Below are 20,513 nucleotides of genomic sequence, written 5' to 3'. Positions count from 1 at the left end.
TCTCCACACTCCAGATAAAAATAAAGAATAATGGATTATTTTACTGCTAATTGTGCATAAGCGCTAGCATGAATAAACACTTATCCACACAAAAGCAAAATAAAAACCAATAAGGTGCGAATAGATATGAAAAAACCAGTAAATATAATAAATCACGCTATCTTTTAGCAATTAGTTATAACTAAACGCTATTTATAATTCATTTTACATTAGAATATCATGCACGCATTAAACATATTATTTGCGTAACCAGGGTGGCTCATGAAAAAACTATTATTAGCAGCAGCAATGCTTGTAAGTACAACATTAACAAGCGTAGCACACGCACAAGAAACAATTAAAGTCGGTATGTCAGGTAACTACTTCCCGTTCACTTTTTCAAAAAATGATCAACTCCAAGGTTTTGAAGTCGATTTATGGAAAGAGATCGCCAAACGTAATGATTCAAAAGTAAAATTCATTACTGTTAATTTTTCCGGCCTATTTGGAATGCTAGAAACAGGTCGTATCGATACGATTTCAAATCAAGTAACCATCACTCCTGCACGCACAGCCAAATATTCATTTAGCCAAACTTACGTGTATGATGGTGCTCAAGTCGTGGTAAGAAAAGGCAATACCGAAATTAATGGTGTTGATGACCTTGCAAACAAAACAGTTGGCGTAAACTTAGGCTCTAATTTTGCTGATTTATTACGCAAATACGATACCAATAACAACATTACCATCAAAACCTACGACACTGGTATCGAACGTGATGTAGCATTAGGTCGTACCGATGCGTTTGTGATGGATCGTTTATCATCACTTGAATTAATTAACAAATCACCATTACCGTTACAACTTGCAGGCCCAACGTTTGAAACTATCGAAAATGCAATGCCATTTTTGAAAACAGAAAAACAAGAAGCACTACGCCTAAAAGTAAATACAACGCTGGATAGCATGCGTGCAGATGGCACTCTAGCTGCAATTTCAGAAAAATGGTTCTCAACGGATATCACTGTAAAATAAATGCAATTTAATCTTGAGTACATGCTAAATCTGTTCCCGATACTACTTAAGTATTTGGGAACAACCATGCAGATGGCACTGATTGGTGTCTTTTTCGCCCTGATAATAGCCATTGGCTTAGCGGTTGTACGCACGTTCAAAATACCTGTGCTCAATCAATTAGCTATGTTATTTATTTCTTTCTTTCGTGGTACCCCGCTCCTTGTACAGTTATTTTTGCTTTATTACGGTCTGCCGCGAGTATTCCCAATATTGATAAACATGGATGCATTTACCGCATCCGTGATTGGATTAACCCTGCACTTTGCTGCTTACAAGGCTGAAAGTATTCGCGCAGCAATCATGGCGGTGGATAAATCACAGATGGAAGCCTCACTCAGTATCGGAATGACCTCGAGTCAAGCGATGCGCCGTATCGTGCTCCCACAGGCTGCGCGAATTGCGACACCATCATTGATGAATTACTTTATCGATATGATCAAAAGCACATCTTTAGCATTTACGCTAGGTGTTACCGAGATCATGGCGAAAACGCAGATGGAAGCTTCATCAAGTTTTTACTTCTTCGAAAGCTATCTGGCTGTTGCGCTGATTTACTGGGCAGTGGTACTCGTCTTTACCCAAATACAAGTTCATTTAGAACGTTATCTCAATAAGGCGTATTAGCATGATCAAAGTAGCTAATTTAAGTAAGCATTTTGGTGAGAATGTGGTTTTACGCCAAATTAATTTAGATATCAAAGAAGGTGAGACCACCGTTATTATCGGTCCTTCAGGAACAGGAAAATCAACACTATTACGTTGTTTAAACTTTCTAGAGCAACCAACAACCGCTACTATTACTATTGATGATTTAGTTGTAGATGCCAATAGTGCCACTAAAAAACAAATTACGGAGCTGCGTAAAAAAACCGCCTTTGTGTTCCAAAACTATGCACTGTTTGCCAATAAAACGGCGCTTGAGAACATAACCGAGGGCTTAGTTACCGTCCGAGGTAAGTCGGCTGAAACCGCAAGAAAGGAAGCGCTTACTATCCTTAAAAGTATTGGTTTAAGTGATAAAAAGGATAGCTACCCTTCTTCACTTTCAGGTGGACAGCAACAACGAATCGGCATAGCACGAGCAATGGCAGCACAAAGTAAAGTAATCTTATTTGACGAGCCGACATCAGCATTAGACCCTGAATGGGTGGGTGAAGTTCTCGGATTAATGCGTGAATTGGCCAACCAAAAGCAAACAATGCTAATTGTTACGCACGAAATGCAATTTGCAAAAGAAATCGCAGACCGGGTGATTTTTATGGATCAAGGTCAGATTATTGAACAAGGATCCGCGGATATGATCTTTAATAACCCGCAAGATCCTCGTACTCGAACATTTTTACAGCGAGTAAATCAATAATCAGTCGTTATAAAGTGGATAAATTAGCAGCGCTTACTTGTTAGTTAGTAAATAGCCTGTATAATTCCCCGCTTGATCCCTTGTGATCAGATTGGAATAACAGCAATTATTAAACCGAATTATAATTTTTATCTGTATAGATAAGAATTTAGCCTATTATTTCATGTATCCAATCGCATAATAATCGGCCGAGAATATCGAATTTAAGTAAGATATTGCTATTTTCACGAGGCGAGTATTGATTAATTATTGACTTGTTTTACAAGAATGATTAAAATTCCGCCTCTTTTTGTGTTAGTCAAGTTGACGACCGGTCATTATTTCTTGGCTAACTCAACATAACTGTACAGTTAAATTTATAACGGATAAAGCTATGAAACGTACTTTTCAACCAAGTAACCTTAAGCGTAAACGTTCACACGGTTTCCGCGCACGTAAAGCAACTGTAGGTGGCCGTAAGGTTCTTGCACGTCGCCGTGCAAAAGGTCGTAAGACTTTAAGCGCTTAATTATCAGACGTGATAGATAAGAGCTTTCCTCGGGAGTTACGCTTGTTAACTCCCGAACACTTCAAAAACGTATTCGCAGACCCTGTGCGATCAGCCTCACCTCATATAACTATACTTGCCAAAAATAACTCACTTGGACATCCTCGTCTTGGTTTAGCTGTACCCAAAAAAGCGATTAAACTTGCTGTCGGCCGTAACCGAGTTAAACGTCTATTCAGAGAAAGTTTTCGGACACGCCAACATGATTTTCCTAATGTTGATATCGTGGTTATCGCTAAATCTGGTATTGCAAACTTGGAAAATGCAGAAATCGATGCATTATTGGAGAAGTTATGGCGCAAACTTTGTCGCCGTTGCAATGGTTAGGCACCAAATTAATACGAGGATACCAATTATTCATTAGTCCGATGATTGGACCTCGCTGTCGCTTCACTCCAACGTGTTCTCAATACGCGATAGAATCAATAAAACTCCACGGATTTACAAAAGGTTGTTGGCTCACAGCCAAACGTCTATTAATATGTCATCCTTTTAGTAATAAACATGGTTACGATCCTGTACCAGAACCCAAACAAAGAGATTAATTAGATTATGGAATCCCAACGTAATTTACTTGTCATCGGATTATTGTTTGTCAGCTTTTTGCTATTCACCGAGTGGCAAAATAAAGACAACCCGGTTGCAGTACCAACAACGACTCAAGCGATCAGCAATGGTTTAACTGGCGATATACCAGCAGGCAGTGACTCATCAACTGATGCGCCAAACAGCAAACAATCAAATAACCTGATCACGATTAGCTCAGATGTACTTGAACTGACTATCGATACATTAGGTGGTGATATTGTTCGCGCCGACTTACTTGACCATGCTACAGAATTAGATTCTGAAGAACGTTTCACCTTATTACAAAATGATGCGACAAATGTTTATGTCGCACAAAGTGGTCTTATTGGTAAAAATGGTCCAGATGCAAATGCAAATGGTCGTCCACAATATACTACGACAGCGAAAAGCTTCACTATTTCAGGTGATACATTAGATATCCCATTATCATATACAGACGAGAATGGAGTTAAATTTACGAAAGTATTTACTCTTACACGCGGTAGTTATGATATTGAAGTTAGCTACAAAGTTAACAACCAATCAGCTAATGCGATTTCGGTGCAAATGTACGGTCAATTAAAACAAAATATTGATCTTGCAGAAGACGAAGGTAGCAGCATGATGATGAAAGCTTATCGTGGTGCAGCACTCGGCACGACAGATAAGCGTTATGAAAAATACGATTTCAGTGATATCAGCGATGCGAACCTAAGCCGTACAACTACAGCTGGTTGGGTTGGTATGTTACAGCATTACTTTGTAACAGCCTGGATCCCTGGCGATAGCCAAAACCATTTCTATAGCTTAAACATTGGTCGTACTGAGTTTACTAAAGGTCAAGCGATCATTGGTTTCAAACAACCAGTTGAAACAGTTGCCGCAAACAGCGAAAAAACGATCTCAGCAAAACTTTGGGTTGGTCCAAAATTACAAGATGAGATGGGTGAACTGGTTGAAGGCCTTGACCTAACCGTTGATTACAGCTGGTTGTGGTTCATTGCACAACCGCTATTTAAATTACTTCAGTTCTTCCATGGCTTAGTAGGTAACTGGGGTATTGCTGTAATAATGATCACGTTTACCGTGCGTGGTGCAATGTATCCGCTAACCAAAGCGCAATACACATCAATGGCAAAAATGCGTTTACTGCAACCTAAACTGACTGCACTGCGTGAAAAATGTGGTGACGACAAACAAAAAATGTCGCAATCAATGATGGCTTTGTATAAAGAAGAAAAAGTAAATCCATTAGGTGGTTGTTTCCCAATGATCATCCAAATGCCTATTTTCATCTCATTATACTGGGCACTAATGGAAAGTGTGGAATTACGTCACGCGCCATTTGCATTGTGGATTAATGATTTATCAGCACAAGACCCGTACTACGTATTACCGCTATTAATGGGTGTTACTATGTACATGATCCAAAAAATGTCTCCGACACAAGTTCAGGACCCAATGCAACAGAAAGTAATGCAGTTTATGCCTGTTATGTTTACTTTCTTCTTCTTGTGGTTCCCTGCAGGTCTAGTTCTATACTGGTTAATGAGTAACGTGGTTACTATTATCCAACAAACTATTATTTTCCGAGCTCTGGAAAAACAAGGTTTGCATAGTAAGAAATAAACTTGCTAACCTTATCAAGGCGGCCCTTGTGCCGCCTTTTTTCATATCAGAAACCTTACTATCTTCGGGTAATCACATGCTAACTAATGAAACTATCATTGCTCAAGCCACACCGCCAGGACGAGGTGGTGTTGGTATTATTCGTATCTCTGGACCAAAAACAGAGTTAGTCGCTCAGGCTGTTTTAAATAAAATTCCAACAGTGCGTAAAGCCGATTACTTATCTTTCCTGGATGAAGAGCAGCAAACAATTGACCAAGGTATCGCGATCTTGTTCAAAGCACCAAATTCATTTACTGGTGAAGATGTTTTAGAATTACAAGGTCATGGTGGCCCTGTGATAATGGATATGCTGATGCGTCGAATTCTAAAAATAGACGGTATTAGAATGGCCCGTCCAGGGGAATTCTCAGAGCGTGCATTCCTCAATGATAAAATGGATTTAACCCAAGCTGAAGCAATTGCAGATCTAATCGATGCAACCTCTGAACGCGCAGTTAAATCAGCAATGAACTCACTGCAAGGAGAGTTCTCGAAAAAGATTAATACTCTAACCGAAAGTTTAATTCACTTACGCATTTATGTTGAAGCGTCGATTGATTTTCCAGAAGAAGAAGTTGATTTTCTTGCTGATGGTAAAATAGCCCAAGCATTGTATAAGATCATGGATAACCTTACAGCTGTACAGAAAGAAGCAAAGCAAGGAACCATCATTCGCGAAGGTATGAAGGTTGTTATTGCAGGTCGTCCTAACGCCGGTAAATCAAGCTTGCTAAATGCATTAGCAGGGAAAGAATCTGCGATTGTGACAGACATCGCAGGCACTACGCGTGACGTATTACGTGAACATATCCATATTGATGGCATGCCATTACATATTATTGATACAGCTGGTTTACGCGAAAGCCCGGATCGTGTTGAACAAATCGGTATTGAACGAGCTTGGGAAGAGATCAACAATGCGGATCAAGTTCTATTTATGGTTGACGGAACCACAACAGATGCAACGGATCCTGCCGAGATTTGGCCTGACTTTATTGATCGCCTACCATCATCGATCGGACTCACCGTGATCAGAAATAAAATGGATCTAACCGGAGAGACCTTAACATCGAGTGAAGATCAAGGCCATTCCATTTTTAAAATATCAGCAAAAGAGAATCTTGGTTTAGACGAATTAAAAAACCATTTAAAAGAATGCATGGGTTATCAAAGTAATACAGAAGGTGGGTTTATTGCTCGACGTCGTCACTTAGATGCGATAGAGAAAGCCGATGAGCACCTTCAAGTAGGCAAATACCAACTTGAAGTGTATATGGCTGGTGAGCTTCTTGCAGAAGAACTACGATTAGCGCAAGAGCAACTGTCAGAAATAACCGGCGAGTTCACTTCGGATGATCTTCTTGGCCGTATCTTTACTTCATTCTGTATCGGTAAATAAAAATAAAAGTGATGATCCTAATTGGGATCATCACTTTATCCACAGCATCAAAATTTACCATTGAAGCAAGATCATGATACCCACATCCAATACACTTCAGCAACGATTCAACAAGATCCTATTACAAAGCCATCCACAGAGTTACCCACAACTTAAGCCCGCTGAATAACAACAATAATAACAACTAAAACTGTAAATATAGTGGCTTTGTAAAGCATTTATTTAGACCTTAAAAATGGGGTTAGTCGATTAAAAAATTAGACTTTATACCCCGGCAATACAAACCTTAATATCTAACTTATGCTCTATACAAAACTCACAGGCCTGCAGCTGAGAGATATATCCCTGCGCTAACAGCAAGTTTATTTCACTGTATAAGTTAGCCTCCTCTAATAGCTTACCAGGCCCCGTGTGCTCTATCACAGAGCTAGCTTCAACTTGTTCATATAACGCTTTAACCACAGGTCCAGGTAACTGCCAAGATTGTGCTATCAGTGCAGACAAGCGCAATGAATGCTTAGTCATCATTTGACGGAATAACTTGGAGTTTGGTCTAAACTGTGGATCACTAACATTCATCTCATCCACAATCAATTTAAACAATGCAATTTTACCCACATCATGGATCAAACCAATGAAATATGCTAAATCAGGATCACCCCCCCTACTCTTCGCCAGCTTTTTTGCCCACAAGGCAGTGGTTAACGAATGTTGCCACAAATACTGACCAAACAACTTAAAATAGATCGGCTTTATTTCGGTTATATTTTGCATAACGATCGTCAATACAATCGATTTAATTTGCAAACCACCTAAACGAACAACGGCCTCTTGTAAACTTGTCACTTCTTGAGAGCCTAATTGATAGTGCGCAGAATTGACTAACTTAATCACATCCGCAGCAAGAGCAGGATCTTGGGTAATCAAGGCTGTCAATTGCTGTGCAGTATAATTATCACTGTCAATTAAGCTTGATACTTTATGTAATACCGCAGGTAACCTTACTACATTCAAAGCAATGTTTTCAGGGCACCCTACACTTGCTTCAACTTTAAGCAAAATACTTTTTTCTAATGGGTTCAAGCCCAAATTAGCCTCTGTATTCACTTCCTGATTATTAAACAATAAATCATAAAAAAGAGAACTAGTGTCAATTATCTCATCCCTCACAGCGACATCAGGTATACTGACTTTAGGTGTCGCAACATTATTAATGACAGGTTTAGTGGTTTTTTTTCTTACTTGTTCTGTCGCGTTGGAGTTCCCGAATACATTAATAAAACGTTGAAATAATGAAGCCATAAGCGCCTTAATCAGCAATAAATAAAATAATTATAATTGATGATATTTTACAATAAAACTATCGTAATAAACCATAAAATAAGAGGAAAACATGTATACATTTGAAATTATTGTTGGCACCACACTGGGATCTGCAGAATATGTAGCTGATCATTTAGCTGAGAAACTTGTTGATCAAGGTTTTCAAGCCAACATACACCTCGATCCTCAGCTAAAGGATTTACCGATCAACAAAAACAACCCTTGGATCATCTGCACAGCAACCCACGGCGCTGGTGATTACCCAGAAAACATAGCCCCGTTCGCACAACAACTCGCACAAAACAATCCCGATTTAAGCTTGATTAAATACAGTGTGATCGCACTAGGCTCTAAATCTTATGATCAATTTTGCAATGCAGGACACATGATCGATCGTCAATTAACACTATTAAATGCCGAAAAGGTGGCGATCGCACTCGAAATTTGCACGCTGGAAACGCCGATCCCTGAAGATGCGATCGACATATGGTTCCCTGAATGGTCTAAAAAATGGCTATAATATAACCATGATCGTGTTTTTTTATTTTTATTTTCTGTGGATAACTATAGATCTTTCTTGTGATCAACCTATAGTTATCCTTGTAGAATAAATCAGTGTACACATGAGCTGTGTATAACTAGGCTATTTACACCCAACTTATACGTAACAAGCACAACCCTTACTAACAGCAAGTGATCACAGCTAAACGCATGATCTTTCTAGATCAAAGAGGGTTATCAACAGATCAAGCCGCCCTTAATAATAGATCTAATAAGATCTCTTATAAGATCTTAAGATCAACAGTTAGATCTAAATTAAAAATATATTTAAGATCATTTGCATCTGTTAGAGAAAACCGTAAACTGTGCCGCTCTGAATATATCCGCCAAATAAAACCGAGGTGATACATGGCATACCATGAACAATTTGAAGTTATCGTCGTAGGTGGCGGACATGCTGGCACAGAAGCTGCTGCTGCTGCTGCTCGTATGGGACGAAATACATTATTATTAACCCATAACATCGATACGCTTGGACATATGTCATGTAATCCAGCCATCGGTGGTATTGGTAAAGGTCACTTGGTTAAAGAAATTGATGCACTTGGCGGCATTATGGGTCAAGCCACTGACCTCGGTGGTATCCAATTTAGAACATTAAATTCAAGTAAAGGTCCGGCAGTTCGAGCGACACGTGCACAAGCGGATCGTTTATTGTATAAATCAGCAGTACGCCAAAAACTTGAAAATCAGCAAAACTTAACTATATTCCAACAGTCTGTTGATGATCTTATTATTGAAAACGATCGTGTTGTTGGTGTTGTAACGCAAGCAGGACTTAAGTTTAAAGCGAAATCAGTTGTATTGACGGTTGGTACATTCCTTGATGGGCTTATCCACATTGGCTTACAGAACTATGCAGGTGGCCGAGCTGGCGATCCTGCATCCGTTTCGTTAGCCGCTCGTTTACGTGAATTGCCTATCCGTACTAGTCGTTTGAAAACTGGCACCCCGCCTCGTATTGATGGTCGTACAATTGATTTCTCTGTGATGGAAGAGCAACACGGTGATGCACCTACACCGGTATTTTCTTTCATTGGTAGTCGTAAAGATCATCCACAACAGATACCTTGTTACATTACTCATACTAATAATAAGACCCATGATGTGATCCGTAGTGGTATGGATCGTAGCCCAATGTACACAGGTGTGATCGAAGGCATAGGCCCACGTTATTGTCCATCGATCGAAGATAAGATCACTCGATTTGCAGATAAAGAATCGCATCAGATTTTTATCGAGCCTGAAGGCTTAACAACGCATGAAGTTTACCCTAACGGCATCTCAACAAGTTTACCGTATGATGTACAAGTCGATCTTGTTCGTTCGATCCGTGGTTTAGAGAATGCCCATATTACTCGCCCTGGTTATGCGATCGAGTATGATTACTTCGATCCCCGTGATCTTAAGTTGACGTTAGAAAGTAAATTTATCGAAGGCTTGTTCTTAGCTGGTCAAATTAACGGTACTACAGGTTATGAAGAAGCCGCGGCACAAGGTCTACTTGCTGGTTTAAATGCAGCACGCACAGCACGAGAAGAAGATACATGGCATCCACGCCGTGATCAGGCTTACTTAGGTGTATTAATCGACGATCTTGCAACATTAGGGACCAAAGAACCGTACCGTATGTTTACCAGTCGTGCTGAATACCGCCTATTACTGCGTGAAGATAACGCGGATGCACGTTTAACGGAGCAAGGTCGTGAACTCGGTTTAGTTGATGATCATCGCTGGCAAGTGTTTAACGAGAAAATGGAAGCCATTGAACTGGAACAACAACGTTTACGCTCTACTTGGATCAATCCTAATAAAGCATTTGCGGATAAGATCAATGCATTACTGGCTAAACCACTCTCACGCGAACATACATTGGAAGATCTTGTTCGTCGTCCTGAGGTCACCTACGATGCCTTGATGACAATCGAAGAGCTGGGTCCTAAACTGGAGCATGAATCTGCTGCAGAACAAGTTGAAATTACAATTAAATATGAAGGTTATATTAACCGTCAGAAAACTGAGATTGAAAAGCAACTGCGTCATGAAAATACCTTGTTGCCAACGGATTTAGATTACGCAAAAATTAAAGGTCTTTCTAATGAGGTTGTAGCTAAGTTAATCGAAGTTAAACCACAAACGATTGGCATGGCATCTCGTATTTCAGGTATCACACCTGCTGCGATTTCAATTCTGTTAATTTATTTGAAAAAACAAAACCTACTTAATAAATAAATAATGAGTACAACAGCCACCGTTAACGCATTTATCGGTGGCTATATAACTGCATTTTTGACATCATTCCCTAATTCGCAATGCTACTATTTAACTAAGGTGCCTCTACCTTACTTAGTAGGTTGTCTTTTTCTTTTTTTCTACGATTTAATATTAACTTAAATAATCGCGTTTTACCGGAGTAAATCTACGTATGATCAACCGCCTCGAAGCATTATTAGCGCAAACCTCTTTGGTTGTTACTGATACACAAAAGCAACAATTAGTGGCATTAGTGGCTTTATTACACAAGTGGAATAAAGCATACAATCTAACTTCGGTACGTGATCCAGATGAAATGTTAGTAAAACATATCATGGACAGTCTTGTCGTGAGCCCTTATTTAGAAGGTGAACGTTTTATTGATGTAGGTACTGGCCCTGGCTTACCTGGTTTACCGCTAGCAATCATGAATCCTGATAAAGAATTTGTGTTACTTGATAGTTTAGGTAAACGAATTCGTTTTATTACCCAAGCTGTACACGAATTAAAATTAACCAACGTCACACCTGTGCAATCTCGTGTCGAAGAGTATCACCCAGAAATTAAATTTGATGGGGTATTAAGTCGTGCGTTTGCTTCACTAGAAGATATGTTACATTGGTGTAAGCACCTACCAAAACCAGATGGATTGTTTTATGCGTTGAAAGGGGTAAAACCAACGGGTGAAATCAAAACATTGAATACTAAATTTAAACTGGAAGTTGCATATAAACTAACAGTGCCAGAGTTAGAGGGCGAACGTCATCTAATCGTCATGTCTGAGATTAAATAATAGGGAACATTTGTGGGCAAAATCATAGCAATAGCTAACCAAAAAGGTGGCGTAGGAAAAACAACTACTTGTGTCAATTTAGCAGCCTCAATGTCGGCGACTAAACGTAAGGTATTGCTGATTGATCTTGATCCACAAGGTAATGCAACCATGGGCAGTGGTGTCGACAAATATAGCGTCGAATATTCTGCCTATGATTTATTGGTTGATGAGAAACCTGTAAAAGAAGTCGTGGTTACTGAAACGTCGGGTAAATATCATCTGATTGCAGCTAACCAAGATGTCACTGCGGCAGAAATTAAGTTAATGGCATTCTTTGCCCGCGAATTACGGTTAAAGAATGCATTAGTGGCGGTGAAAGACTATTACGATTATATTTTTATTGATTGTCCGCCATCGCTAAACTTATTAACAATTAATGCCATGGCTGCTGCTGACTCAATTATAGTGCCAATGCAATGTGAATATTATGCGTTAGAAGGACTTACCGCATTGATGGATACCACCAGTAAATTATCCGCCGCTGTGAATCCTGAGTTAAAAATCGAAGGCATACTACGTACTATGTATGACCCACGTAACCGATTAGCATCTGACGTCTCCGAACAACTAAAGCAACATTTCGGGGATAAAGTCTATCGCACGGTGATCCCGCGTAATGTTCGCTTAGCTGAAGCGCCGAGTTTTGGTGCGCCTGCCATGTATTATGATAAATCATCTAACGGGGCTAAAGCGTATTTAGCACTCGCAGGTGAAATTATTCGTCGTCAAGAATTAGCTGATGAACAGAGCGAACAGACAAAGGAACAAGCATGAACGCGAAAAAACGAGGGTTAGGTAAAGGTCTGGATGCTTTGCTCGGTACCAGTGCCATTGCAAGAACCAAAGAACAAGCTGAAGATGATTTACCGCAATCGATACTAACCGTTGAGAGTGAATTCAAAAAATTACCGATTGAATGGTTGTATCCAGGTAAGTATCAACCACGTAAAGACATGGCTACGGATGCCTTAGATGAATTAGCAGCATCAATTACAGCACAAGGTATTATCCAACCTATCGTGGTGCGTGAATTGAGCGCGCAAAAATTTGAAATTATTGCTGGCGAACGTCGCTGGCGAGCTGCACAATTAGCGGGCTTAAGTAAAGTCCCTTGTATTGTCAAAGATGTGGCTGACGAAGCGGTTATGGCGATGTCTCTAATTGAAAATATTCAACGTGAAGACTTAAATGCAATGGAAGAATCAACTGCATTACAGCGTTTAATCGAAGAGTTTTCGTTAACCCATCAACAGGTCGCTGATGCAGTGGGTAAATCACGCGCTTCAGTCTCTAATTTATTACGCTTAAATAGCTTAAATAGCGACGTTAAAATATTACTTGAGCATGGTGATATTGAAATGGGTCATGCCCGAGCATTATTGGCACTTGAAGGTGAACTGCAATCACAAGCGGCAAACAATATTGCCCAGCGAGGTTTAACGGTTCGGGATACCGAAAAATTGGTGCGAAAGCTACTTGAACCTAAAGCTGAAATAAGCCCAATAAAGGTGAAAGATCCCGATGTTGTTAACCTAGAATATCGCTTATCTGAACGATTAAAAGCCAAAGTTATCATAAAACAAGGTGCAAATGGATGTGGGAAGTTAACAATTGATTATACTAGCCTTGCTGAATTGGATGATATAGTTGCAACTTTGGGTTAAATTTTGACCTTTGGGTGATAAAGATCAAATTAAGTTAATATTTTTTAAAGTTCAGTTATGAGTCAATAAATATTATTTAGCTCAGTAAGATACGCTTTTCTTTACAATAATCTTCACTTGAAATATCAAAGGTTTATATTTTACCCGGTGTCAAAATAACTTTATTTCATAATAACTGCGTTGTATAGAATTTAATATTATAAGGGTGGTACTCATTAGTGGGTAACACCTGTCATATCTCATTTTTCAGAATATTCTACTTAGCTTTCCTTATCTGGCTTGCAATGAGTTGCATTAGCACCACTTCAACGTATAATTTATCCTGCTTTTAGAAGCGTTTTTATATATTTTTTTTGAATGCTTCAAAAAGATTGTTTTAGGGGTTTATTGTGTCAAATAAATTAGCAATGAATGCGTTCAGTCAAGCTATTAAATTGATTGTATTTCAGGTGCTATTAGTGGCCGTTTGCGCATTAACCTTTTTGCTTATTGATGGTGAGCTTTCAGCTCGCTCTGCACTCTTTGGTGGCATTATTTATGTCTTGCCAAATTACATTTTTACCCGTTTGGCTTTCCGGTTTATGGGCGCCAGACAGATTAAAGATGTTGTAGCATCATTTGCATTAGGTGAATCGCTAAAATTGGTACTGACAGTTGTGTTCTTTATTGCGGTATTAGGTTTCGTTAAGGTGAATTATCTTCCTCTTTACGTGACGTTCTCATTAGCAATTGGCTCACAATTATTTGCTCCTTATTTTATGAACAAAAAACTGGGATGAAAAATGTCTGCAACAGGTGAAGCACTAACGTCGACCCAATATATCCAACATCACTTAACTAATTTAGCGGTTGGTGAAGGATTTTGGACTTGGCACCTAGACACACTTTTCGTAACTCTCGCTTTAGGAATTTTATTCTTAGGGACATTCTATAAAGTTGGTCAGAAAGCGACAACGGGCGTACCGGGTAAATTTCAATGTTTCGTTGAAATGTGCATCGAGTTTGTGAACGATATCGTGAAAGAATCTTTTCATGGTCGCAACGCGTTAATTGCACCGCTGTCATTAACTATCTTTATGATGGTTATTCTGATGAATACAATGGATTTGGTTCCTGTGGATTTCATTCCTGAAGCCGCAAAAGCAATGGGAATTGACTACATGAAAGTTGTTCCAACAACAGACTTAAATACGACATTTGCTATGTCATTAAGTATTTTTGCGCTTATTGTTGGTTTCAGCATCAAGGTTAAAGGTATCGGTGGGTTCACTCGTGAACTGACTATGAACCCATTTAACCACTGGTTATTTATTCCTTTTAACTTTGCACTGGAAATGGTTACTTTACTGGCTAAGCCTATTTCATTAGCGCTTCGTTTGTTTGGTAACATGTACGCAGGTGAGCTGATCTTTATTTTGATCGCGCTTATGCCTTGGTACCTTCAGTGGGGACTAAGTGTGCCATGGGCGATTTTCCATATTTTGGTAATCGTTCTACAAGGGTTTATCTTCATGATGCTGTCTATGGTTTATCTAAGCAGTGCATGTGAAGATCATTAATTTATAAACACAAATTTTTAATTAAAATTTTTTATCTTATTGGAGAATAAAATGGAAACTGTATCAGCTACTATTTTCGCTGTTGCTATCTTACTAGGTTTTGCTGCATTCGGTACAGCAATCGGCTTCGCTATCTTAGGTGGCAAATTCCTAGAGTCTTCTGCTCGTCAACCAGAGATGGCGCCTGCACTACAAACTAAAATGTTCATCGTTGCTGGTCTTCTTGATGCGATCTCTATGATTGCAGTTGGTATCGCATTATTCCTATTATTCGCGAACCCATTCATCGCTTAATCAGCTTTTGGTCCACTACTAACCAAGGAGGTTCGTTGTGAATATCAACGCAACTCTTTTAGGCCAAGCGATTTCGTTTACGTTATTCGTACTATTTTGTATGAAATATGTATGGCCACCACTGATTGCGGCTATCGAAGAACGTCAACAGAAAATCGCCGATGGCCTTGCAAGTGCGGATAAAGCTGCTAAAGATTTGAAGCTAGCGGAAGCTAAAGCAACAGATCAATTGAAAGATGCTAAAGCGCAAGCGGCAGATATCATTGATGCAGCAAACAAGCGTAAAGCTCAAATTGTCGATGAAGCTAAAGAAGAAGCAAATGCGGAGCGAGCGAAAATTCTTGCTCAAGCGGAAGCTGAAGTTGAAGCTGAACGTAATCGTCTAAAAGAAGAGTTACGCAAACAAGTAGCTGGTTTAGCTATTGCCGGTGCTGAAAAAATTATCGAACGTTCTATTGATGAAGCTGCTAACAGTGACATCGTAGACAAAATCGTTGCAGAACTTTAACAACTGGGGGGCTTATGTCTGATTTGACTACTATTGCTCGTCCATATGCTAAAGCTGCATTTGATTTTGCCGTTAAGGAACAGGCTATTGATAAATGGCAAGAAATGTTAGCGTTTACGGCGGAGATCGCGGTAAACAAAGATATTTCTACCTTATTAAATGGTGCTGTAAGTGCACACGCTATTGCTGATATCTTTATCAACGTAGCTGATGAGCAACTTAACGAATCGGGCCAAAACTTTATTAAAGTATTGGCCGAGAACGCTCGTTTAAGCGCATTACCAAACATTGTTACTTTATTTGCATACTACAAAGCGGAACATGAGAAATCTGTTGAAGCTGATGTTACTTCTGCAATGCCATTAACGGCAGAGCAAGAAGCAAATATTGTAATCGCGTTGGAAAAACGTTTAGCACGCAAAGTTAAGTTAAATTGCAACGTTGATAACAGGTTAATTGGTGGTTTGATGATTCAGACTGGTGATTTAGTTATTGATGGCTCTGTACGCGGTAAGTTAAATAAACTTGCGGAAGCGCTACAATCGTAATTGGGGAATAGCATGCAACTGAATTCTACAGAAATCAGTGATCTGATCAAACAACGTATTGAAAAATTCAACGTTGTTAGTGAAGCAAGAAATGAAGGTACTATCGTTTCAGTAAGCGATGGTATTATTCGTATTCATGGCCTTGCAGACTGTATGCAAGGCGAAATGATTGAATTACCTGGCAACCGTTTTGGTATCGCACTTAATTTAGAGCGTGACTCTGTTGGTGCTGTAGTAATGGGTTCTTACATGGGTCTTGCAGAAGGCCAAAAAGTACGTTCAACTGGACGTATTTTTGAAGTGCCAGTAGGTCGCAACTTATTAGGTCGTGTTTTAAACACACTTGGTGAGCCTATCGACGGTAAAGGACCAATCGACAACGATGGTTTCTCTCCTGTTGAAGTAATTGCACCAGGTGTAATGGAACGTAAATCTGTTGACCAACCAGTACAAATTGGTATCAAAGCTATTGACGCTATGATCCCAATCGGTCGTGGTCAACGTGAGCTTATTATTGGTGACCGTCAGGTTGGTAAGAGTGCTATCGCTATCGATGCAATCATCAACCAAAAAGATTCGGGCATTAAATGTGTATACGTAGCAATCGGTCAGAAAGCTTCTACCGTTGCTAGTGTTGTACGTAAGCTTGAAGAACATGGCGCAATGGAAAACACTATTCTTGTTGTTGCAACGGCTTCTGAAGCTGCGGCACTACAATACTTAGCACCATACTCTGGTTGTGCTATGGGTGAATACTTCCGTGACCGTGGTGAAGATGCACTAATCGTATATGATGATCTGTCTAAGCAAGCCGTTGCTTACCGTCAGATTTCATTACTATTACGTCGTCCACCGGGCCGTGAAGCATACCCTGGTGATGTTTTCTATCTACATTCACGTCTACTAGAGCGTGCCGCTCGTGTAAACGCTGAATACGTAGAAGCGTTCACTAAAGGTGAAGTGAAAGGTAAGACTGGTTCTTTGACTGCTCTTCCAATCATTGAAACTCAAGGTGGTGACGTATCTGCGTTCGTACCAACGAACGTAATTTCTATTACCGATGGTCAGATCTTCTTGACTACAGAACTATTTAACTCAGGCACTCGTCCTGCTGTTGATCCAGGTATTTCTGTATCGCGTGTTGGTGGTTCAGCACAAACTAAGATCGTTAAGAAACTATCTGGTGGTATTCGTACCGCACTAGCACAGTACCGTGAATTAGCAGCATTTGCTCAATTCTCTTCAGACCTTGATGATGCAACGCGTAAGCAGCTTGATCATGGTGCGAAAGTTACTGAGCTAATGAAGCAAGGCCAATATGCACCAATGAGTGTTGCAGAGCAGGCTCTATCTTTATATGCAGCAGAAACTGGTGCATTAGAAGATGTAGAAGTTAACAAAATTGTTAGCTTTGAAGCGTCTCTACAAGCTTATGCTAAAGCAGAACACGCTGATTTACTTGCTTCTATTAATGAAACAGGCGCGTACGACAAAGATGTTCAAGCTAAGCTAACAAGCTTACTTGCAAGCTTTAAGTCTACACAAACCTGGTAAGAGCGGTGGCAGCCTTTGCTGCCACAGCTAGCTTAATAGGAGAAGCAAATGGCCGGCGCTAAAGAAATTAAAAACAAGATCGGGAGTATTACTAATACTCAGAAGATCACCAGCGCAATGGAGATGGTTGCCGCGAGCAAAATGCGTAAAGCACAAGATCGCATGGCATCTAGTCGCCCATACGCTAACACAATGCGCAGAGTGATCGGTCATCTCGCAGAAGGTTCTCTAGAGTACTCTCATCCGTACCTAGAAGAGCGTGAAGCGAAACGTGTTGGTTATATTGTGATTTCAACTGACCGTGGTCTATGCGGTGGCTTGAACATTAACCTTTTCAAAAAAACTATCTCTGATATGAAGGGATGGTCTGACAAAAAAGTAGATATCGACTTAGGCCTTATTGGTGCTAAAGCTGGTACATTTTTTGGTAGTGTAGGCGGAAACGTGGTGGCTAATGTAGCTAACCTCGGTGAAGAACCTGCATTAGAAGATTTGATTGGTTCTGTTCGAGTTATGCTAGAAGCATACGATAACGGGAAGTTGGATCGCTTATTCGTTGTATATAACAAATTTGTTAATACAATGACGCAAGAACCAACTATCGATCAACTACTGCCGTTGCCTGCATCGGAAGAAAATGAAGCATTACCTAAGCATGGCTGGGATTACCTTTATGAAGGTGAGCCTGCTGAGCTTCTAACTAAATTATTAGTTAGATTTATTGAATCTCAAGTGTATCAAGGTGTTGTCGAGAACGCTGCATCAGAGCAAGCAGCACGTATGTTTGCAATGAAAAATGCAACTGACAATGCTGGTGACATTATTGATGAGTTACAGTTAGTCTTTAACAAAGCTCGTCAATCTGCCATCACACAAGAAATTTCTGAAATTTGTGCTGGTGCTTCAGCGGTTTAGGCAAACTTGTAAAGTTTAGAGGATTTAAAATGAGTACTGGTATTATTGTCCAGATCATCGGTGCAGTTGTGGACGTTGAGTTTCCACAAGAATCCGTACCTCAAGTGTACGATGCACTGACATTCGACGACGCTAACCTATCTGAATTGGTGCTAGAAGTTCAGCAACAAATCGGTGGTGGTGTTGTTCGTTGTATCGTTATGGGTTCAAGTGACGGTTTACGCCGAGGCCTTAAAGTAACTAACACTGGTAGCGCGATTAGCGTGCCTGTTGGTGACGAATGTCTTGGTCGTATTGTAAACGTTCTTGGTAACCCAATTGACGGTAAAGGCGCTATCCCAACAGATATGCGTTATGAAATTCACCGTACAGCGCCTTCTTATGAAGAGCAGTCACTTTCTAGCGAATTGTTAGAAACTGGTGTTAAAGTTATCGATTTGATTTGCCCATTTGCTAAAGGTGGTAAAGTCGGTCTATTCGGTGGTGCCGGTGTTGGTAAAACCGTAAACATGATGGAACTGATCAACAACATCGCTAAAGCTCACTCAGGTTTATCTGTGTTTGCTGGTGTTGGTGAGCGTACTCGTGAAGGTAACGATTTCTACTACGAGATGGAAGAAGCCGGCGTACTTGATAAAGTAGCAATGGTTTACGGCCAAATGAATGAGCCTCCAGGTAACCGTTTACGCGTTGCTTTGACTGGTTTATCAATGGCTGAACGCTTCCGTGACGAAGGTAAAGATGTATTATTATTCATCGATAATATCTATCGTTATACACTTGCGGGAACTGAAGTATCTGCACTGCTAGGTCGTATGCCATCAGCAGTAGGCTACCAGCCTACACTAGCTGAAGAAATGGGTATCCTACAAGAGCGTATTACTTCAACTAAGAGTGGTTCAATTACATCAATCCAAGCGGTATACGTACCTGCGGATGATTTAACGGATCCATCTCCAGCAACAACATTTGCTCACTTAGATGCAACAGTTGTACTGAACCGTAACATTGCTTCAATGGGTATGTACCCTGCGATCGACCCACTAGATTCTACTTCTCGTCAGTTAGATCCTCTAGTCGTTGGTCAAGAACATTACGACATCGCTCGTGGCGTTCAAGGTGTACTACAGCGTTATACTGAGTTAAAAGACATTATTGCGATCCTAGGTATGGATGAGCTATCTGAAGAAGATAAGCAAATTGTATCTCGTGCTCGTAAGATCCAACGTTTCTTAACTCAGCCATACCATGTTGCTGAAGTATTTACGGGTGACCCAGGTGTTCTAGTATCATTAAAAGAAACTCTACGTGGCTTTAAAGGCTTACTAGAGGGCGATTACGATGATCTTCCTGAGCAAGCGTTCATGTATTGTGGTTCTATCGACGATGCTGTTGAAGCTGCGAAGAAACTGTAAATAAGCGAGGGCACTATGGCTATGACTTTTGATTTGAATGTAGTAAGCGCAGAAGGTGTTTTATTTTCTGGGCGTGCTGAAAGCATTCAAGTTACCGGTTCTGGCGGTGAGTTCGGCATTTTAGCTGGACATACACCACTATTAACTGGAATAGTACCTGGCATGGTGCGCTTGGTTAAACAACACGGTGAAGAAGAAGTTATCTTCGTTTCAGGCGGTACTTGTGAAGTACAACCTGGCGAAGTTACCGTGCTGGCTGATACTGCGATTCGTGCAGAAGATCTAGATTTAGCCAAAGCGCAAGAAGCCAAAAGACAAGCTGAAGAACTACTTAACAGCTCTGCAACTAACCAAGATGTAGATTATGTTAAAGTTGCGAATCAACTGGCTGATGCAATTGCTCAACTTCGCGTGCTTAAATTGGTTAAAAAATTCAACTAGTTTGAATTTTTAATTGAATGCGTTTAGTTGTCAAAAAGCGACC

23 protein-coding genes are annotated in these 20,513 nt (G+C 40.1%); 22 read left to right on the top strand and 1 reads right to left on the bottom strand.

The annotated features are described in order from the left end of the window. Positions 1–261 precede the first annotated feature (261 nt). The 8 genes from HWV02_RS22730 (at position 262) to mnmE (ending at position 6,600) form a co-directional block, all read left to right on the top strand. Complete coding sequence (locus HWV02_RS22730) at positions 262–1,014, top strand: amino acid ABC transporter substrate-binding protein (RefSeq protein WP_211673532.1); 753 nt, start codon at positions 262–264, stop codon at positions 1,012–1,014. Between the two features lie 66 nt (positions 1,015–1,080). Continuing rightward, a complete protein-coding gene (locus HWV02_RS22725) occupies positions 1,081–1,680 on the top strand; it encodes an amino acid ABC transporter permease (protein ID WP_255546985.1) in 600 nt (199 codons plus the stop codon). Position 1,681: 1 nt separating this feature from the next. Beyond that, on the top strand, positions 1,682–2,416 hold the full coding sequence (locus HWV02_RS22720) for an amino acid ABC transporter ATP-binding protein (protein ID WP_211689376.1): 735 nt from the start codon (positions 1,682–1,684) through the stop codon (positions 2,414–2,416). A 373-nt stretch (positions 2,417–2,789) separates the two neighbouring features. Beyond that, a complete protein-coding gene (gene rpmH / locus HWV02_RS22715; protein WP_006034071.1) occupies positions 2,790–2,924 on the top strand; it encodes a 50S ribosomal protein L34 in 135 nt (44 codons plus the stop codon). A gap of 42 nt (positions 2,925–2,966) precedes the next feature. Next, on the top strand, positions 2,967–3,290 hold the full coding sequence (gene rnpA / locus HWV02_RS22710) for a ribonuclease P protein component (RefSeq protein WP_045112339.1): 324 nt from the start codon (positions 2,967–2,969) through the stop codon (positions 3,288–3,290). Then, positions 3,257–3,508, top strand: a complete 252-nt coding sequence (yidD, locus tag HWV02_RS22705) for a membrane protein insertion efficiency factor YidD (RefSeq protein WP_075472414.1) — start codon at positions 3,257–3,259, stop codon at positions 3,506–3,508. The genes rnpA and yidD overlap by 34 nt, the downstream gene beginning before the upstream one ends. A 7-nt stretch (positions 3,509–3,515) precedes the next feature. Further along, a complete protein-coding gene (gene yidC, locus HWV02_RS22700) occupies positions 3,516–5,159 on the top strand; it encodes a membrane protein insertase YidC (protein ID WP_211689375.1) in 1,644 nt (547 codons plus the stop codon). Between the two features lie 76 nt (positions 5,160–5,235). After that, positions 5,236–6,600: a tRNA uridine-5-carboxymethylaminomethyl(34) synthesis GTPase MnmE gene (gene mnmE / locus HWV02_RS22695; protein WP_211677975.1), complete on the top strand. Its 1,365-nt coding sequence runs from the start codon at positions 5,236–5,238 to the stop codon at positions 6,598–6,600. 264 nt (positions 6,601–6,864) lie between these two features. Here mnmE and HWV02_RS22690 read toward each other — a convergent pair whose 3' ends face one another. Further along, a complete protein-coding gene (locus HWV02_RS22690) occupies positions 6,865–7,902 on the bottom strand; it encodes an HDOD domain-containing protein (protein WP_211689373.1) in 1,038 nt (345 codons plus the stop codon). Between the two features lie 91 nt (positions 7,903–7,993). Here HWV02_RS22690 and mioC point away from each other — a divergent pair, with 91 nt between their 5' ends. The 14 genes from mioC (at position 7,994) to HWV02_RS22620 (ending at position 20,470) form a co-directional block, all read left to right on the top strand. After that, positions 7,994–8,443 (top strand): FMN-binding protein MioC, encoded by a 450-nt coding sequence (mioC, locus tag HWV02_RS22685; protein ID WP_211689371.1) that lies wholly within the window; start codon positions 7,994–7,996, stop codon positions 8,441–8,443. A 389-nt stretch (positions 8,444–8,832) separates the two neighbouring features. Further along, the gene (gene mnmG / locus HWV02_RS22680; protein ID WP_211677972.1) at positions 8,833–10,716 is read left to right on the top strand and encodes a tRNA uridine-5-carboxymethylaminomethyl(34) synthesis enzyme MnmG; all 1,884 of its coding nucleotides are present in this window, start codon (positions 8,833–8,835) and stop codon (positions 10,714–10,716) included. A gap of 193 nt (positions 10,717–10,909) precedes the next feature. Next, positions 10,910–11,530, top strand: coding sequence for a 16S rRNA (guanine(527)-N(7))-methyltransferase RsmG (gene rsmG / locus HWV02_RS22675; protein WP_211677971.1), 621 nt, complete (start codon positions 10,910–10,912; stop codon positions 11,528–11,530). A gap of 12 nt (positions 11,531–11,542) precedes the next feature. Further along, a complete protein-coding gene (locus tag HWV02_RS22670; protein ID WP_211677970.1) occupies positions 11,543–12,346 on the top strand; it encodes a ParA family protein in 804 nt (267 codons plus the stop codon). Next, complete coding sequence (locus HWV02_RS22665; RefSeq protein WP_211689369.1) at positions 12,343–13,236, top strand: ParB/RepB/Spo0J family partition protein; 894 nt, start codon at positions 12,343–12,345, stop codon at positions 13,234–13,236. The genes HWV02_RS22670 and HWV02_RS22665 overlap by 4 nt, the downstream gene beginning before the upstream one ends. A 389-nt stretch (positions 13,237–13,625) precedes the next feature. Beyond that, positions 13,626–14,015: an ATP synthase subunit I gene (locus HWV02_RS22660; protein WP_211673522.1), complete on the top strand. Its 390-nt coding sequence runs from the start codon at positions 13,626–13,628 to the stop codon at positions 14,013–14,015. 3 nt (positions 14,016–14,018) lie between these two features. Further along, positions 14,019–14,795: a F0F1 ATP synthase subunit A gene (gene atpB, locus HWV02_RS22655; protein ID WP_211677968.1), complete on the top strand. Its 777-nt coding sequence runs from the start codon at positions 14,019–14,021 to the stop codon at positions 14,793–14,795. A 51-nt stretch (positions 14,796–14,846) separates the two neighbouring features. After that, positions 14,847–15,089 carry a F0F1 ATP synthase subunit C gene (atpE, locus tag HWV02_RS22650; RefSeq protein WP_017223402.1) on the top strand — a complete coding sequence of 81 codons (243 nt, stop codon included), beginning with the start codon at positions 14,847–14,849 and terminating at the stop codon, positions 15,087–15,089. 37 nt (positions 15,090–15,126) lie between these two features. Beyond that, on the top strand, positions 15,127–15,597 hold the full coding sequence (gene atpF / locus HWV02_RS22645; protein ID WP_211677967.1) for a F0F1 ATP synthase subunit B: 471 nt from the start codon (positions 15,127–15,129) through the stop codon (positions 15,595–15,597). A gap of 14 nt (positions 15,598–15,611) precedes the next feature. Further along, positions 15,612–16,145 carry a F0F1 ATP synthase subunit delta gene (gene atpH / locus HWV02_RS22640; protein WP_211673519.1) on the top strand — a complete coding sequence of 178 codons (534 nt, stop codon included), beginning with the start codon at positions 15,612–15,614 and terminating at the stop codon, positions 16,143–16,145. 12 nt (positions 16,146–16,157) lie between these two features. Next, positions 16,158–17,699, top strand: a complete 1,542-nt coding sequence (atpA, locus tag HWV02_RS22635; RefSeq protein ID WP_211677966.1) for a F0F1 ATP synthase subunit alpha — start codon at positions 16,158–16,160, stop codon at positions 17,697–17,699. Positions 17,700–17,747: 48 nt separating this feature from the next. Continuing rightward, positions 17,748–18,614, top strand: coding sequence for a F0F1 ATP synthase subunit gamma (atpG, locus tag HWV02_RS22630; RefSeq protein ID WP_211677965.1), 867 nt, complete (start codon positions 17,748–17,750; stop codon positions 18,612–18,614). Positions 18,615–18,643: 29 nt separating this feature from the next. Next, complete coding sequence (gene atpD / locus HWV02_RS22625) at positions 18,644–20,029, top strand: F0F1 ATP synthase subunit beta (protein ID WP_211689367.1); 1,386 nt, start codon at positions 18,644–18,646, stop codon at positions 20,027–20,029. A gap of 15 nt (positions 20,030–20,044) precedes the next feature. Next, on the top strand, positions 20,045–20,470 hold the full coding sequence (locus HWV02_RS22620; RefSeq protein ID WP_045108515.1) for a F0F1 ATP synthase subunit epsilon: 426 nt from the start codon (positions 20,045–20,047) through the stop codon (positions 20,468–20,470). Positions 20,471–20,513 lie beyond the last annotated feature (43 nt).

The sequence above is a fragment of the Moritella sp. 28 genome (assembly GCF_018219435.1).
In the GTDB taxonomy this organism is placed as follows: Bacteria; Pseudomonadota; Gammaproteobacteria; order Enterobacterales; family Moritellaceae; genus Moritella.
This window is presented reverse-complemented; position numbering and strand designations above follow the sequence as displayed.